Source organism: Paraburkholderia sp. 31.1, from assembly GCF_014397645.1.
GTDB lineage: Bacteria > Pseudomonadota > Gammaproteobacteria > Burkholderiales > Burkholderiaceae > Paraburkholderia > Paraburkholderia tuberum.
In genome coordinates, this window is the sequence record NZ_VZQN01000008.1 from 1 (window position 1) to 15,654 (window position 15,654).

General features: G+C 64.4%; 14 protein-coding genes. 8 read left to right on the top strand and 6 right to left on the bottom strand.

Going from position 1 to position 15,654, the window contains the following annotated elements:
• Positions 1-114 precede the first annotated feature (114 nt).
• The 3 genes from F6X37_RS07260 (at position 115) to F6X37_RS07270 (ending at position 1,812) form a co-directional block, all read left to right on the top strand.
• Entirely contained in the window at positions 115-258 is a 144-nt protein-coding gene (locus F6X37_RS07260; RefSeq protein ID WP_187610951.1) for a hypothetical protein, read from the top strand.
• A gap of 164 nt (positions 259-422) precedes the next feature.
• Positions 423-1,172, top strand: a complete 750-nt coding sequence (locus F6X37_RS07265; protein ID WP_187610819.1) for a TraB/GumN family protein — start codon at positions 423-425, stop codon at positions 1,170-1,172.
• Positions 1,173-1,311: 139 nt separating this feature from the next.
• Positions 1,312-1,812, top strand: a complete 501-nt coding sequence (locus F6X37_RS07270; RefSeq protein WP_187610820.1) for a GNAT family N-acetyltransferase — start codon at positions 1,312-1,314, stop codon at positions 1,810-1,812.
• 11 nt (positions 1,813-1,823) lie between these two features.
• Here F6X37_RS07270 and F6X37_RS07275 read toward each other — a convergent pair whose 3' ends face one another.
• Genes F6X37_RS07275 through F6X37_RS07285 form a run of 3 tightly spaced genes read right to left on the bottom strand, consistent with a single transcriptional unit; the run spans position 1,824 to position 3,852 of the window.
• Complete coding sequence (locus tag F6X37_RS07275) at positions 1,824-2,708, bottom strand: cytochrome c oxidase assembly protein (RefSeq protein WP_187610821.1); 885 nt, start codon at positions 2,706-2,708, stop codon at positions 1,824-1,826.
• Between the two features lie 39 nt (positions 2,709-2,747).
• Entirely contained in the window at positions 2,748-3,209 is a 462-nt protein-coding gene (locus F6X37_RS07280; protein WP_187610822.1) for a copper chaperone PCu(A)C, read from the bottom strand.
• Positions 3,210-3,237: 28 nt separating this feature from the next.
• On the bottom strand, positions 3,238-3,852 hold the full coding sequence (locus tag F6X37_RS07285; protein ID WP_176078925.1) for an SCO family protein: 615 nt from the start codon (positions 3,850-3,852) through the stop codon (positions 3,238-3,240).
• A 487-nt stretch (positions 3,853-4,339) separates the two neighbouring features.
• Here F6X37_RS07285 and otsB point away from each other — a divergent pair, with 487 nt between their 5' ends.
• Positions 4,340-5,089: a trehalose-phosphatase gene (gene otsB / locus F6X37_RS07290; RefSeq protein ID WP_090801136.1), complete on the top strand. Its 750-nt coding sequence runs from the start codon at positions 4,340-4,342 to the stop codon at positions 5,087-5,089.
• Positions 5,090-5,142: 53 nt separating this feature from the next.
• Positions 5,143-6,621, top strand: a complete 1,479-nt coding sequence (gene otsA / locus F6X37_RS07295; protein ID WP_184047663.1) for an alpha,alpha-trehalose-phosphate synthase (UDP-forming) — start codon at positions 5,143-5,145, stop codon at positions 6,619-6,621.
• 90 nt (positions 6,622-6,711) lie between these two features.
• Here the strand turns inward: otsA and F6X37_RS07300 are convergent, their stop codons facing one another.
• On the bottom strand, positions 6,712-8,547 hold the full coding sequence (locus tag F6X37_RS07300) for an ABC transporter ATP-binding protein (protein WP_090801134.1): 1,836 nt from the start codon (positions 8,545-8,547) through the stop codon (positions 6,712-6,714).
• Positions 8,548-9,239: 692 nt separating this feature from the next.
• Here F6X37_RS07300 and F6X37_RS07305 point away from each other — a divergent pair.
• The 3 genes from F6X37_RS07305 (at position 9,240) to F6X37_RS07315 (ending at position 12,014) form a co-directional block, all read left to right on the top strand.
• A complete protein-coding gene (locus tag F6X37_RS07305; RefSeq protein ID WP_090801132.1) occupies positions 9,240-10,304 on the top strand; it encodes a glycosyltransferase family 4 protein in 1,065 nt (354 codons plus the stop codon).
• Between the two features lie 246 nt (positions 10,305-10,550).
• Positions 10,551-11,399: a hypothetical protein gene (locus F6X37_RS07310; RefSeq protein WP_187610823.1), complete on the top strand. Its 849-nt coding sequence runs from the start codon at positions 10,551-10,553 to the stop codon at positions 11,397-11,399.
• A 150-nt stretch (positions 11,400-11,549) separates the two neighbouring features.
• Positions 11,550-12,014, top strand: a complete 465-nt coding sequence (locus F6X37_RS07315) for a DUF2214 family protein (protein ID WP_184047675.1) — start codon at positions 11,550-11,552, stop codon at positions 12,012-12,014.
• A gap of 84 nt (positions 12,015-12,098) precedes the next feature.
• Here F6X37_RS07315 and F6X37_RS07320 read toward each other — a convergent pair whose 3' ends face one another.
• Together F6X37_RS07320 and F6X37_RS07325 are read right to left on the bottom strand one after the other, a co-directional pair.
• Positions 12,099-13,973 carry an ABC transporter ATP-binding protein gene (locus tag F6X37_RS07320; RefSeq protein ID WP_187610824.1) on the bottom strand — a complete coding sequence of 625 codons (1,875 nt, stop codon included), beginning with the start codon at positions 13,971-13,973 and terminating at the stop codon, positions 12,099-12,101.
• A gap of 756 nt (positions 13,974-14,729) precedes the next feature.
• Positions 14,730-15,593 (bottom strand): hypothetical protein, encoded by an 864-nt coding sequence (locus F6X37_RS07325; RefSeq protein ID WP_187610825.1) that lies wholly within the window; start codon positions 15,591-15,593, stop codon positions 14,730-14,732.
• Positions 15,594-15,654 lie beyond the last annotated feature (61 nt).

Sequence of the window (15,654 nt, forward strand, 5' to 3'; positions counted from 1 at the left end):
CTGGACACCGGTTGGTGCCGTGACGCTTAACCCCGAACGCGACTCAGTCGTCGAGATGGCGTCGATCAGCGCAAATAAACAGCCTCTGGCTGCATGAGTGAGGCGACAACTTGCTTGACGCGCGCCGATAAAGCGTTTTGGTATGTGCCGGAGGTCGGCCGTTGGGTGAAATCGGTGGAAGAGTATTACGGCAGCAATGGCGTGAGAAACGAGCGCTATACGACCGAACTCGAGTCGTTTAAAAAGAGCGGGCAATAATCGGGTTCAGGCGTTTGATGCGTTCCCGCATTCATTGGGGCAGCGCATTCCGCTCAACGGCGTGTCCGGCGCGCGCACGGGAAGGGCAACGCACGCCGGCGCGCCTCATCCAGGCCGGGCGATAGAATCGCACCATCGTCATCGCCCGTTTTCATTGAAGCCGCATGTATTTCCAACTCACCGGCACTCAGGTCCGCCTGCTCGGCTCGATGCATCTGTTTCCCGCGACGAGCCGTCGAACGCCGCCATGGGTCGCCGAAGCCTATGACTGGGCCGACGCGCTCGTATTCGAGTCCGACCCAGCAACGATCCTGCCGTTTCTCAAAGCCGACGCACACCCCGACGCCGCGCAACTGCGGCCCCTGATGCGCGACGAAGCCTGGACGCAACTGCGGGCGCTGTGGCCGACCGATGGCCTGCTCGCGCCGCTTGAAACACTGCGTCCGTGGGCCGCGCTGATCGTCGCGCCGACGCTGCTGCAGCAGGTCGTCGAGGGTGTCGAGCCGCGCATGTTGCGCTCGGCGCTCGCGCAGGCGAAGCCGTATCGCTATCTCGAGTCCGCGCGGGACGTCGCAGTCGCGCTCGAATCGATTCCGCTCGAAGCCATTGCCGCGGCGCTCGACATGCTGATGGCCGACCGCGGCGAACCGCAGCGCACGCTCGAACGGATGCACGCGGCGTGGCTGGAGGGCGATCTGCACGCGATACAGCAAATCGCCGTCGAAGCGCCGATGTTCAATCTGGCCGGCATCCGTCAGGCGATTCTCGACGTGCGCAATCGCGCGTGGGCCGCGCGGCTGAGCGAGTTGCTGGACGTTCGCGAGCGCACGCTGGTGGTCGTCGGCGCGCTGCATCTATGCGGCCCCGGCAATCTCCCCGACTGTCTCGCGCGACCCGTGCAAGCGGTGTTCTGAACGCGTGCGCGGCTTTCGCGACCGAAAACAGCGGTGTCGACCGCCCGGATGCCAGGCCTGCGCATGCTCGATGACGAGGCGCGCGGCATAATTGCGGATCGTTGCCCGCGCTGTCGCGCATTGACCCTGAAAGCTACCGATGACTGAACCGCAACACACCGCCGCCGCGCGGCTCGCCCAGCTCGAATGGCGCTGGAAGCCGTTCGGGAACCTCACGAGCGTCGAAGTCTATGAGATGCTGGCCGCCCGCAGCGCGGTGTTCGTCGTCGAACAGAACTGCGTGTATGGCGATATCGATGGGCTCGACGTCGAAGCCTGGCATCTGCTTGCGTATGGCACCGGCGACGGTGCGGCGCTGCCGCCGTTGGCCGGCTATCTGCGCGTGTTGTTGCCCGATGCGGCGGATGCCGATGTGCGCATCGGCCGGGTGTTGACGACCGCGCCGTTTCGCGGCATCGGTCTCGGCAATGCGATCCTCGAACGCTCGCTCGCGCAAATCCGTGCGCAGTGGCCCGATACGCCGATCCGTCTGCACGCGCAGGCGCATCTGCAAGGCTTTTACGGTGCGTTCGGCTTCGAGCCGGTCTCGGAGGTTCACGACGAAGACGGCATCCCGCATGTGTGGATGCGCGCGCTGTGAACGCGAACGGGTCAGCGGGGCACGTTCGTGGTCGTCGACGCCGCATGCGTGAGCCCGCGCGCCGCTTTTGCATGCCGCTCGGCGCGCAGGCGTCCGCGAGACGACAGCCGCATCCAGTGACGCAGCGCGATCAGCGCGCCGACCACGCTCATCATCGAACCCGGAATCCATAGCAGGAGCCCGCCGATCTGCTGATCGCGCATCGGGCTCAGCCACGTGAACGCGCGGCCGCAGATCGAGTAGATCGGATACAGCTCGTGCGTCGTAAAAAAGATGAATGCGCCGAGAACGATCTGCGGCGGAATCGCCGCGATCACGACGAGCACGCGCTTGCCCGGAGACAGACGCGCGGGCGGCGCCGGACGCGGATCGAGTACGAGCCACCAGAACAGCAGGCCGTCGATCGCCATGCTCCAGTTCATTACGCGATAGAGCCGCCAGTCGAGCATCGCGACGAAATGGATCGGCGACAGCAGCCAGAAATAGATCAGCCCGACGAATAGCGTGACCGCGACGACCGGGTGCATGACGACGTCGAGCGCCGTGCGCACGAGCGGTGTTTGCAGCGCGGGCCGCACGAAGCGCTGTCGCCAGCGCAACGGAATTCCCGCGCGCAACGCCGCGCCCGGATACGACAGCGCAATGAAGAACGGCCCGAGATGATGCAGCACCAGATGCTGCAAGCGATGCATGAAGAATTCATGCTCGAAGAAATAATCGAGCCGCGTATGCAGCACGACATACAGCGCGACCAGCCCGAACCAGAATGACAGACGCCGCGCGAACGACAGCCGCGCCTTGCGTGCGCCGCGCACGAACAGGATCGCGGGGATCAGCAACGCGATCACGACGGTCGGCGAAAACTCCCAGGGATCGAGCCAGTAGAGCAGGTTCATGGCGATGGCGCGTGCGGTGGCGGCGGCCCGTCGTGCCGCTTACTTGGTCTGGCCCGGCGACTTGACCGCGAACGGCGCGCTCAATGTTTCGCCGTCGGAGAACTTCAGCGTCAGACGCACGGTGTCGCCCGGCGCGACCTTGTGCTTCGCGTCCTCGAGCATCACGTGATAGCCGCCCGGCGCGATCGCGACCTGGCCATGCGCGGGCACCGTCAGCTTGTCGACCATCACCATCTTCTGCGTCGAACCGTTCGATACGGTTTGATGCAGCATCGCATCGCCGTAGTCGTCGCTCGATACATCGACGAGGTCGATCGGCTTGTCGCTCGCGTTGACGAGCGTCGCATAGCCGGCCGCGGGCAGGTTGTTCGGCAGCCAGCGCACCCACGCGTCCTTGATGCTGATCGCGTGAGCATCGGCCGCTTGCGCGGCCGACGCGGTGCCGAGTGACAGCGCGAGCGCGCAGGCGAGGGAAGCGATTGGTTTGAGCTTGATCGTCATGATGGAATGGAGTGGGTTCAAAGAAGAATCAGGATTGGTCATCGATGATGCGGCGCAGGTCCTGCGCGATCGCATCGGGCGTGTCGTGATCGGTGGCGAGCAGGCGCGCGCGGCCCCGGCTGTCGAACACATAGACGGCGGAGCTGTGCGTGACCTCGTAGTTGCCGTTCGAGTCGCGCTTTTCCATCTGATAAGCGACACGATAGCGCTTGGCCAGCGACTCGATCTGCCAGTCGGTGCCGGTCAGCCCTTCGGCGTGCTGTGCGTCGAACGCGCCGACATAGTCGTGCAAGGCCCGCGGCGTGTCGCGCGCGGGATCGACGGTGATGAACAGAATGCGCACTTTCTGCGCATCGGGACCGAGCTTGCCGAGCACCTGCATCAGACGGCCCATCGTTTCGGGACAGACGTCCGGGCAATGCGTGTAGCCGAAGTAAACCAGCGACGTGCGGCCCCTGAACGACGCGGCGTTGACGGGACGGCCGGTGTCGTCGGTCAAGGTGAAGTCCAGATCCGGCAGGTGGCCGGTCACGTTGGTCAACTGCCACGGCTCGGCGCGCTGTGTGCAACCGGTCAGCGCGGCGAGCGCGACCAGCGTGCCCAGCGCAGTTGCCGCCGCAAACCGGCGTGCCAACCCGTGCATCAAGCGGTGCGTGAGTCGCTTGGGTCGTGAGCGGGACAGGTTCGGCCGCGGGCGCTGGGGTGGCAGGATCGGGAACAAAGCAGGGTTCAATGACTCGATTGAAGAGCAGGCAACACGAATCGATGGAGCAGGCAGGCCGCACCGTCGCCCGATCATGCCGCGCAAGATTCGCGCGCGGCACGCGATTGAGCGAGAGCGTGCAACGATGTCCATCACGCCGACGGTCCGCGTGGCAGCGACTGTAGCGCAAAATTGGCGCCAGCGTCGCGCAGCGCGCCGGGCGCACGATTTGCGGGTCAATTTGACGCAGCTTGCTGAAAGCCGGTTGAAGCCCGATCGTTGCGCTTTTGAACGCAATCGATGGAGGCGGATGAATAGATCGCCCATCGGGCTTGAGTCCCAGCTTACTTTCTCGAAAAATTGACGGATGCGCGGTAAGATGCGCACACTTTTCCGGCCATAGATGGCTGAAAGGCGAACCCAGGCGATGCAAGCACTTCCGGCTGTTCTGTCTCCGAGCGAGACGGCATTTTTCTTCGACTTCGATGGCACGCTCGTCGAACTCGCCCCCACACCGGACGGCGTGCTGGTGCAGCCGCGCGTGATCGACCTGCTGCGCGAACTGCGCAGTCTGACGAATGGCGCGGTCGCGGTGGTGTCGGGGCGCGGCATCGACAGCATCGACAGTTTTCTCGGCATGCCCGATCTGCCGGTCGCGGGTCTGCACGGCGCCGAGCGGCGCGATGCGAATGGCGACACGCAGCGCATCGGCTTTCACGACGAGCGCCTGTTGCGCATGGAGCAGGTGCTCGCGCAGGTCGTCAACGAACATCCGGGCATGCTGCTCGAGATCAAGGGCGCGGCGCTCGCGCTGCACTACCGCAACGCGCCGGACCGCGAGCCGGTCGCGCGCGAGGCGACCGAGCGGCTCGTCGCCGATTACCCCGCTTCTTACGTGCTGCAGCCCGGCAAGATGGTCTACGAGATCAAGCCGAAGGACGTCGACAAGGGCCGCGCGACGCGCGCGTTCCTCGACGAGCTGCCGTTCACCGGCCGCACGCCGATCTTCGCCGGCGACGATCTGACCGACGAGAAGGGCTTCGCGGTCGTCAACGAGCGCGGCGGTCTGTCGATCAAGGTCGGCGCGGGCGAAACGATGGCGCACACGCGCGTCGAATCGGTGTCGTCGCTGCTCGACTGGCTCGAAACCATCGTCGCGGCGGCGCGCGGCGCATGACGCCGGTGGCCCCGTTCAACGAAAACAACATATTGCATCGGGAATCGCGCTTCATGAGCCGACTGATCATTGTTTCGAACCGGGTGGCGCCTATTTCGGAGGGCGGTCCGGCGGCGGGCGGTCTGGCGGTCGGCGTGTACGACGCGCTGAAGGAGACCGGCGGCATGTGGTTCGGCTGGAGCGGCGACGTGCTGAGCTCCGGCCAGCCGCAGATCAAGCTCGAGGAGCGCGGTCCGGTGACTTTCGCGACCGTCCCGCTGATGCGGCGCGATTACGACCAGTACTACCGTGGTTTCTCGAACGCGACGCTGTGGCCCGCGTTCCACTATCGATCCGACCTGCTGCATTACGACCGGCACGACTTCGAAGGCTACTGCCGCGTCAACGCGTGGCTCGCGCAGCAACTCGTGCCGCTCCTGCGCGAGGACGACGTGATCTGGGTGCACGACTATCACCTGATTCCGTTCGCTCAGGCGCTGCGCTCGGCTGGCGTGAAGAACCGCATCGGGTTTTTTCTGCACATTCCGTTTCCGGCCGCGCAGGTGCTGCTGACGGTGCCGCCGCATCGCGAGCTCGTCGAGGCGCTGTGCTCGTTCGACCTGCTCGGCTTCCAGACCGGTCCCGATCTGCGCGCGTTCTGCGACTACGTGATCAACGAGGCGGGCGGCTCGATCGACGCGTCGGCGAAAGGACCGCTGAGTGTGCATGCGTTCGGCCGCACGTTGCGCGCCTCTGCGTATCCGATCGGCGTCTATCCGGACGAGATCGCCGAGCTCGCGAAGGCGGGCGAACGCGGCAAGCCGGTGCGCACGATGAAGGCGACCCTGCATTCGCGCAAGCTGATCATGAGCGTCGACCGGCTCGATTATTCGAAGGGGCTGGTCGAGCGGTTCCGTGCGTTCGAGCGCCTGCTCGAGCATACGGCCGCGCAGCGCAACAAGGTGTCGTTCCTGCAGATCGCCCCGCCCACGCGCGCCGACCTGCACGCGTATCAAGACATCCGGCTACAGCTCGAAGGCGAGTCGGGACGGATCAACGGACGTTTCGCCGAGCTGGACTGGACGCCGATCCTATACATCCACAAGCAGTACGAGCGCTCGGTGCTGGCGGCGCTGTTCCGTACCGCGCACGTCGGCTATGTGACGCCGTTGCGCGACGGCATGAACCTCGTTGCGAAGGAATACGTGTCGGCGCAGGATCCGGAGAATCCCGGCGTGCTGGTGCTGTCGCGCTTCGCGGGCGCGGCGCAGGAGCTCGACGGCGCGCTGATCGTCAATCCGGTCGATATCGACGGCATGGCCGAAGCGCTCGCGCGGGCGCTCGACATGCCGCTCGCCGAGCGCCAGGGGCGCTATCGCGACATGATGGCGCAGCTGCGCGAGAACAACGTATCGGTGTGGCGCGATAACTTCATGCGCGATCTGCAGAGCGTCGAGGGCGCGAAGCGCGCCAGAAGCGGGAAAGCGCACGCGGCCACGGGTGCGGCGGGCGCCGCGCGCAAGAGGGCGGCGCGCGAGAGCGTGACCGGCTAAGCCAAGCCGGGCCGCGAGCCAGACAGCAAAAAGCCGCTCCAGGGAGCGGCTTTTTTTCAAGCGATGCGCAGCGCGTGGACCAGGCGTGCGTCAGGCTACGTGCTGTTCGTCGACCTTCTTGCCGCCGATATGCAGCGTCTGGCCCTTGCCATACTGCTTCGAGAGCAGGTCGCGATAGAGGCCCGGACGCTGGCGCAGTTCTTCCGGCGTGCCGTCGTCGATGACCTTGCCGGCGCTCATCACGATGATCCGGTCGAAGTTGTTCAGCGTCGACAGACGGTGCGCGATCGCGATCACGGTGCGGCCGACCATCAGGCGGTCGAGCGCCTTCTGGATCGCTTCCTCGGACGCGCTGTCGAGCGCGGACGTGGCTTCGTCGAGCAGCAGGATCGGCGCGTTTTTCAGAATCGCGCGCGCGATTGCGATGCGCTGGCGCTGACCGCCCGACAGCTTCACGCCGCGGTCGCCCACGATCGTGTCGTAGCCTTCCGGCATCGCTTCGATAAAGTCCACGCAACGCGCCTCGCGCGCGGCGGCGAACACTTCCTCGCGGCTCGCGTCCGGGCGGCCGTACGCGATGTTCTCGTACACCGTGCGATGGAACAGCGAGATGTCCTGGGGCACCAGCGCGATCGCGTGGCGCAGGCTGTCCTGGGTAATCGACGCGATGTCCTGGCCGTCGATCTTGATCGCGCCACCCTGGGTCTCGTAGAAGCGCTGCAACAGCGCGAGCACGGTCGATTTGCCGGCGCCCGACTTGCCGATCAGCCCGACGCGCTGACCCGGTTCGATATCGAGGTCGAAGTGATCGAGAATCGGCCGGCGGCGCGGATAGGCGAACGTGACGCTGTCGAACGTGACGCGGCCGCCCTGCGGCACAAGTTCGGTCGCGTCGTCGCGATCGGGCATGCCGTGCGGTTCGAGCAGCGTGCGCACGGCCTCTGCGAGTCGCGCGACGTGCTGCGTGACGTCGACGAGCGCGACGGCGAGATCGCGCGTGCCGTGCAGGATCGTGAAGCCGAGCGAGCTGACGAGCACGATGTCGCCCGAGGTCGCGCGGCCCTGGTCCCACAGCCATAGCGCCCAGCCTAGCAGGCCGGCCGACAGCAGCGCGGTGACCACGGCGTGCAGCAGACGCAGCTTTTCCAGGTACAGCAGGCTTTGCTGGCGCGCGTCCATTTCCGACTTGACCGTCGAAGCAAAGCGGTGCTGTTCGCGGAACGTCATGCCGAACGCGCGCACGAGCCCCATATTGCTGATCACGTCGACAAGCTCGCCGTCGACCGATGCCGCCTTGGTCGCGAAATTATGGTGACGCGCGGAACCGCGGCCCGCGAGCTTGTACAGCACGACCGACAGGATCGCCGAGCACAGCATCAGGCCGGCGGCCATCAGCGGGTTCACCGCGATGATCATCACGATCGCGCCGAGCACCGCGATGCACGGCGGCAGCACGTTCCACGCGGTGGTGTTTTCGGCGGTGTAGACGGCGTTCGAGGTCGCGGTGATCCGGCTTGCCAGCATGCCGGGCTGCTTTTCGGCGTAGTAGGTCGGCGAGTGGCCGCTCAGGTACTGAAACAGGTCGCGCCGCAAATCGCCCGTCACGGCGACGAACGTGTGCGCGGCGAACCAGCCGCCGATCCGCCACAACAGGTTGTCGGCAGCGATCAGGCCGACGAGGATCGCGAACGCGCCCCACAGCGGTCCCGGATGATGCCTGCCGCCGCCGAGCACGTCGATCAGATGTTTGATCGCGTACTGCGAAGCGAGTGCACAGCCCACGGCCGCAAACACGCTGCACAACACGATCGCATGCGCGAGCGGATGGCGGCGGATAAAGCGGAAGAGAAACGCAAGTGGCCGGTGCGCATAGCTCGCGAGCTTGGCGTTCTGGGCGTTACGCTGGGCGATGGTCAAGTGTTCCAATTGAGCTGAGATCGATGTGTTGCGGGTTGTGCATGCAATGCGCGGACCACACGGACAAGCATGGCTCTGCGTGAAGCCGATGCTTCGCATTGTAAACATGCAAAGGCGATTGCGCCCTGTGTATCCGGGCTTTGACGCGATTGATTTCGCGATGGACCTCCGCGATCTGCGTCGTCCCGACACACCAGCCGACGGGCCATTCAGGCAGATTGCGGAAAATTTCGAGATACGATTACAGATTGCATTCAACCGCGCTGCGGCAATTTTGCAATTCCTACCGGCAACGTTGATGGGCGAGAGCTCGCAGACACGGTACCGCCGCGCCTCCCGAAACCTCGTGCATACTGTAGAACTGTCTTTGAAAACAAGGGTTTGCAAAGTGTTTCGCATTTGTAACAACGTAAAGACTTTGAAATGCTGCGGTGCTGCAACAATCCGGGCATCGATAATGCGTGCTTGGCCCGGCAATTTTTCTGACAGTTTGTCAACGTCGGTGCAACGGGCGCGTTTACTCGCACATGCCCAGTCGCTGATCCACTTGTCCGGGCTCGTTACCAAGCGATCCATCGCAGGATTTCTCAAAAGAATCAGGCCCGCGCCGGCATTTCCGGCCAGACTGCCCTGGCGAGCAAGCGAGTCGCTTTTTCCAAATGCAGTACTTTTGCCTGATTTTTTACTAGGAGTTCGTCAATATGCGAATCGCTCAAATCGCTCCGCTGCACGAGGCGGTTCCTCCCAAGCTGTACGGTGGTACGGAACGCGTGGTGTCCTATCTGACCGAGGCGCTGGTCGAGCAGGGCCACGACGTCACGCTGTTTGCAAGCGGTGATTCGCAAACCTCGGCGAAGCTCGAAGCTTTCTGGCCGCAGGCGCTGCGCCTCGACCCGACGATCCGCGACGTGATGGCGCCGCACATGCTGCTGCTCGAAGAAGTGCGCCGCCGCGCGGACGAATTCGACGTGCTGCATTTCCACATCGACTACTACCCGTTCTCGCTGTTCGCGCGTCAGCCTGTGCCGTTCGTCACGACGCTGCACGGCCGTCTCGATCTGCCTGAACTGCAGCCGATCTTCAACACGTTCAATGACGTGCCGGTCGTGTCGATCTCGGACAACCAGCGCATTCCGCTGCCGCAGGCGCACTGGCTGCAAACCGTCTATCACGGTTTGCCGGAAGACGTGCTCAAGCCGATTCCCAACGTCGAGCCCGGCTACCTCGCATTCCTGGGTCGCGTCTCGCCGGAGAAGGGGCTTGACAGGGCGATTCGCATCGCCGGGCAGGCAGGCATGAAGCTCAAGGTCGCCGCCAAGATCGACAAGGCCGACCGTGCCTACTACGAAGAAGTCATCAAGCCGCTGATGTCGTTGTCGCACGTCGAGTACATCGGCGAAATCGGCGAAGCTGAAAAGCGCGAGTTTCTCGGCAATGCGCACGCACTGGTGTTCCCGATCGACTGGCCGGAGCCCTTCGGTCTCGTGATGATCGAGGCGATGGCTTGCGGCACGCCGGTGATCGCGTTCAATCGCGGTTCGGTGCCGGAAGTGATCGAAAACGGCGTGTCGGGTTTCGTCGTCGAGGACGAAATCAGCGCGGTCGCCGCCGTCAAACGTCTGCACACGCTGCCCCGCGCTGGCGTGCGCAAGGCGTTCGAGGCGCGCTTCTCGTCGAAGGTGATGGCGCAGAACTACGTCGCCACCTATGAAGAGCTGCTGCGCCGCAAACATCGCACGGTGCTGCGCGAAGTCAACGCGGGCTGATTGGCGATTGTTTCGCGGTAGATAAAACGCTGTCGGCAGTAACTCGTTGCACGCTTCCTTCGTTGCTCTGAACGCCCCGCCGGCACGTCGCCGGCGGGGCGTTGTTGCATGCGCGCTGCGTTTTTCGTCGGTGCACAACTGAAAATACGGGTTTCCGCGCGGCGCGAACGAGCCAGTCTCGGTAATATCCCTATAATTGCCGTGCCGCAAATTGGGCTGCGGTGCCGCCGACGACAGGAGGATGCCTTGGCGAGAACGAAAGAGACGCGCGCGAACGCCGCGCCCGGCGCCGGAACGATTTTTACGTTGCGCGCCATCGGTCTCGTGCTCGCCGCCCGCTGGTTTTTCTCGATGTCCGAGATGAAGCTGACCACCGCGCTGACCGCGATGGCGTCTTCACCGTGGGCATGTATCAACCTCGTTTTTCTGTTCCTGCTGATCTTCCTGCCGGGCGCGCGCGCCGTCGCGGAGCGTCCGTTCCATCCGTTGCCGCAATGGCTGCGTCAGGCGCTGCGCCTGTTCGCGTTCCTCGGGTTTCTGTTTGCGCTGTGGTCGGTCGGCGCGTTCGTCGCGAGCGCAGGCTGGCGTCGCGCGATGCAGGCGGTCGCGGCCAGCAACGGTTGGCTCGTCGCGGCGCCGGTGCTGTATGCGACCGTCTTGTGGATCTGCCGGCCGCTGCCGTTGTGGCGCACCAATGTGGCGGCGCGGCGCTTCGCGATCGGCCGCTATGCGGTGTCGCTCGATCCGCTGACCCGCACCGTCGTCGTGTGGGCTGAGCGGCGCAAGGTGGGGCAATACGATGCGCGCGAATTGTCGGTGCGCTGGGCGAGCGGTTCCAATGCGCGCGCGACGCCGGCGCCCGCGGTCGCGTTCGGCGCGCCGGGCAAGGCCGGCGCGTCAGCGGCGCCGATAGGGTCGGTCGCGGCGCCGTCGCTTGCGCGCAGCGCGTTCGGCGTGCGTCCGAAGGTCGAGTTGCTGTGGGATTCGCCGGCCGCCGCGGGTCATAACCGGCAGACCGTTTTCCGCGCCGCGCTGACGACCGAAGGCGATCGCGTCGCCGCTCGCGCGCTCGACACGACGCTGCGCCAGGTCTGACGCTGCATGTTTTGTGCTATCGGTCACATCGCGTGGCCGATGCACGCATCCCGAAGCGAAGCTTCGTCGATAATGCAGTCAAGGCGCCCGGCCTGCAGGCGGGCGAGTGGGACACTCATCGATCATATTGCGTCTTTCGCAGGAGTCGCCATGCTGGTTCGCTGGTTGCTTGCCGCCCTTCATCTGCTCGCTTATGGTTTTGCGCTCGCGTCGATTCTCAGACGCACGTGGTCGCTGCGTCGCGCGTCGGTGCCCGCCGCGTTGCGTTCGGTGTTCCGCGCCGATTCACGCTGGGGCATCGCCGCGCTGGTGCTGATCGTGACCGGCCTGATGCGCATGTTCGGTAGCTATGAGAAGGGCGCCGACTACTACCTGCACCAGCCGCTCTTTCACGTGAAGATGACGTTGCTCGCGCTGATCCTGATCCTCGAAGTGCCCACGATGCTCGGCCTGATGCGCTGGCGCGCGGCGATCCGCAGCGGCGCGGCGCCGAATCTGAAGAAGGCGCGATCTTACGCGCATTTCAGCGTGATCCAGACCGTGCTGCTGGTTCTGATGGTGTTTGCCGCGACCGGAATGGCGCGCGGCATCGGGTTGCCCGCCGGCGCGGTGTAGCGCGGCGGGCCTTCTATTGCCAGGGGCTGGTGGCGCCAGGCGTGGCATCGTTTGCCGCGAAGCCTGGTGCATGCCTGCGTCGCGCTAGCCGACCAACAAGCCAGAATCGTCGACCCGGTCGGCTTTGACCTTTGCCGACTCGCGCACGAGCTCCGGCTCGCCGAGACCCTTGATCAGCTCCAGCGCCTGACGCTCGAACAAGCGACGGTACAAGCCGTTGTCGCGTTTGATCAGCGCGTCGTGGCTGCCTTCCTCGATCACCTTGCCCTTGTCGAGCACGAGGAGCCGGTCGAGCGCGCGCACCGTCGACAGCCGATGCGCGACCACCAGCGTCGTGCGCCCCTGCATCAGCCGCTCCATCGCGCGCTGGATCAGCACTTCGCTTTCGCTGTCGAGGCTCGACGTGGCTTCGTCGAGAATCAGGATCGGCGCGTCGGCGAGAAAAGCCCGCGCGATCGCGACGCGTTGACGCTCGCCGCCCGATAGCTTGATGCCGCGTTCGCCGACCAGCGTGTCGTAGCCGTTCGGCAGCGCGGCGATGAAGTCGTGCGCGCTCGCGAGCCGCGCGGCCCGCTCGATGTCGGCGCGGGTCGCGCCGGGCCGTCCATACGCGATGTTCTCGGCAAGCGAGCGGTGAAACAGTACCGGCTCCTGCTGGACGATCGCGATCTGGCTTCGCAGCGACGCTTGCTGGACCTGCGCGATGTCCTGGCCGTCGATCGTGATCCGCCCGCCCGAAATGTCGTGAAGGCGCTGGATCAGCTTGATGAAGGTCGTCTTGCCCGAGCCGGAATGACCGACCAGCCCGACGCGCTCGCCCGCCGCGATGCGGATGGAAAAGTCGTCGTAGAGCGGCCGGCTGTGCGCGCCATAGTGAAACGACACCTGCTCGAAGCGGATCTCGCCGTCGCGGATCGCGATGGCGCCGGCGCCGGGACGATCCTCGACGCCGAGCGACTGACTCTCGAGCGACACCAGTTCCTCCATGTCGTTGACCGAGCGCTGCAGGTTACGGATGTGCATGCCGATGTCACGCAGATAGCCTTGCAGCATGAAGAACATCGTCAGCGCGAACGTGATGTCGCCGACGCTCGCTTCGCCGCGTGCCCACAGCAGTAGCGCCACGCCGAGAATCGCCGCCTGGATCGCGGCCAGCATGCCGCCCTGGAGGCCGCCGTTGAGCGTGCCGCGCACCCACGTGCGGCGTGTGCGTTGCCGCCATTTGCCGATCACGTGCGCGAGGCGCGCTTCCTCGCGCGCTTCCGCGCCGAATGCTTTGACGACGCCGTTGCAGCTGACCGCATCGGCGAGCGCGCCGCCCATGCGTGTGTCCCACGCGTTCGCGAGACGCGCGGACGGCGCGACGAAGCCGAGCGACACCGTCACGGTCACGCCGATGTACAGCAGCGAGCCGATGCCGACGACGTTGCCCATCATGGGCCAGCGCGAGCCGAGCAGCAGGGTCGCGCCGATCAGCATCACCAGCGATGGCAGCAGCGCGATCAGCAGCGTGTCATTCAGCAGGTCGAGCGCCCACATGCCGCGCGTGATCTTGCGCACGGTCGAGCCGGCGAAGCTGTTCGCGTGCCAGTCGGTCGAAAAGCGCTGCACGCGATGAAACGCGCGCGCGGCGATCTCGCTCATCATCTTCAGCGTGAAGCGGATGATGTTGAAGTACACGCCCTGGCGCAGCAGCGTCGCGGTGAAGCCGAGCGCGGCGAGCGCGCCGAAGGCCGCGAGCGCGTGATGCCAGATGGGCGCCGACGACGCCGGACCGGCCGCGATCGCGTCGACGAGACGTCCGGCGAAGACCGGCGTCAGGATGTCCGCGCCCGCCGTGAACAGCGCGAGCGCCGCGATCACGACGATGCGCCCCGGCTGTTGCGCCCAGTGACGGAAGGTGAAGCCGAGGACATCCTTGAAGGCTTGTCCGCGAAAGTCGAGTTTTCTGTTGGCCATTTGCTTTGGGCCCGGCGAAGCACGAGCGCGCCGAGATTCCAGTCAGAAGCGAAAAAGGGGTAGACAGCCAGCGGATGCCGGAATCCGCGCGGGAACGCGCGAAAAAAACGACGGCAAACAACGGCAACGGAACAACGGACTGTCTGGAATGAACGCGGTGCGCCTGCCGAGGCGGCGGCGCATCAGCGACAACGCTGCGGCTTCAAGGTCGCATCGGTCGTGGCGGACGGGCCGGCGGTCGTGGAACCATGCGGGGGAGCGCGCGATGCACTGCAAACATGTGGCGCCTCCCTGAGATGGTTCAAGATGGAGAAACCGGACGGAGCCGGACCGGGCGAATGCCCGTTTGCCGAATATAGCAATAGTGCGGGGCGCTCGCCAACCTACGGAACGACGTGGTTCTATAGCCAACGATATCTCGTATGGCGCACGCGACGTATTTGCCGGCAAATAGAAAAAGGGCTTACGCATTGCTGCGTAAGCCCTTTTGTCTTCGGTGATCGACACACCAAGAATCTGGTGGGTAGTACTGGGATCGAACCAGTGACCCCTGCCGTGTGAAACGAAAATCAGCCCAAGTACTTGTGTACGGTCTTCCCGCACGCCATTGATTTTACAGCAAATTTAGCTTCCCACGGCTGCCGTTGTTTTCCGTGGTCTGCCGATTACATTGCACCGCTTTTGCACCGCGTATTGGACTACGGCCGCTGCATCGGGCCCATTGGACCGAAGAGCCGCTCCCACTGGCCTGGGAGCTTACAGTCTCGATTCTTGAAGATTTTTCTCGATGCGCTCGAAGAATAGGTCAAGTTCGGCAGGCGAAGCAGTCTGAGCCGAAATGTTGGCCCATGGTTCGAGTGTCACCCGGTCCCACCGTACGGACAAAGGGGCACACTTTGGACACCACGGTTCGTCGAGATTTCCGCCCATAAACCGAATTCGAAGGCGATTCAGAGCACCGCCTGTCGGGTAGGCCGGGTCGAAGGGGCGATCGCTTTCGGCCAACTGTTGGTAATCAACATCCGTGGCGATACGACCTGCGTCTGCGGCAAGCTGTTGCACCCAGAGGTCTTGGTCTGCGACAGAATCCCGATCTTCAAATACGAACCCCCCAAGGCAGGCAAGATGGGCCAACCAACTGCTGTAGGCTTCGAGCCTCTCTGCGATGGGAGCTTCGGCTAGCTTCCGGGGGCGCCCGCCTTTTCCGCCTCCGGAAGCGAGGGGACACTTTCCCTCGGAAAGCCGCTTGAGGCCCGCCTGGAAGTCGCTAACAGCCTTCTGTTCTCTCTTAAAGCGGCTGCGGGGATTATTCTCGTCAAGTAGCTGGAGCAAACCTAGTTCTCGCAAGTCTTCCAGCGTCACATGTTGCATCGTCAGCGCGTCAGCGGCGACCAGTCGAAGCCGATCAATGGAGAGAGCTTGATTCAGCCGGCGGTCCTCGGATGGCTCATGAGCATACCTCGCCCATTCCTGCCCCGTTTCAACGTCGAACGTGCCTTTAAGCCCAAGATCGTACCGTTGCTCAAGTACCGCTGGAGGCAGACCTGATTTCCGCTCTATCAGCCGTAAGAGCCGAATGGTGATCCTCTTTTGTCGACGCTGACCGCGTACGCCGCCCATGTGTCGCCCTGACTTCCATTGTGGTCTGCCGTCACTCACTGAAACCTCGCCGATTGCCCTT

Coding starts and splice junctions, on each gene's coding strand:
- F6X37_RS07265 (WP_187610819.1), top strand. CDS start 423: ATGTATTTCCAACTCACCGGCACTCAGGTCCGCCTGCTCGGCTCGATG.
- F6X37_RS07270 (WP_187610820.1), top strand. CDS start 1,312: ATGACTGAACCGCAACACACCGCCGCCGCGCGGCTCGCCCAGCTCGAA.
- F6X37_RS07275 (WP_187610821.1), bottom strand. CDS start 2,708: ATGAACCTGCTCTACTGGCTCGATCCCTGGGAGTTTTCGCCGACCGTC.
- F6X37_RS07280 (WP_187610822.1), bottom strand. CDS start 3,209: ATGACGATCAAGCTCAAACCAATCGCTTCCCTCGCCTGCGCGCTCGCG.
- F6X37_RS07285 (WP_176078925.1), bottom strand. CDS start 3,852: ATGCACGGGTTGGCACGCCGGTTTGCGGCGGCAACTGCGCTGGGCACG.
- otsB (WP_090801136.1), top strand. CDS start 4,340: ATGCAAGCACTTCCGGCTGTTCTGTCTCCGAGCGAGACGGCATTTTTC.
- otsA (WP_184047663.1), top strand. CDS start 5,143: ATGAGCCGACTGATCATTGTTTCGAACCGGGTGGCGCCTATTTCGGAG.
- F6X37_RS07305 (WP_090801132.1), top strand. CDS start 9,240: ATGCGAATCGCTCAAATCGCTCCGCTGCACGAGGCGGTTCCTCCCAAG.
- F6X37_RS07315 (WP_184047675.1), top strand. CDS start 11,550: ATGCTGGTTCGCTGGTTGCTTGCCGCCCTTCATCTGCTCGCTTATGGT.
- F6X37_RS07320 (WP_187610824.1), bottom strand. CDS start 13,973: ATGGCCAACAGAAAACTCGACTTTCGCGGACAAGCCTTCAAGGATGTC.
- F6X37_RS07325 (WP_187610825.1), bottom strand. CDS start 15,593: ATGGGCGGCGTACGCGGTCAGCGTCGACAAAAGAGGATCACCATTCGG.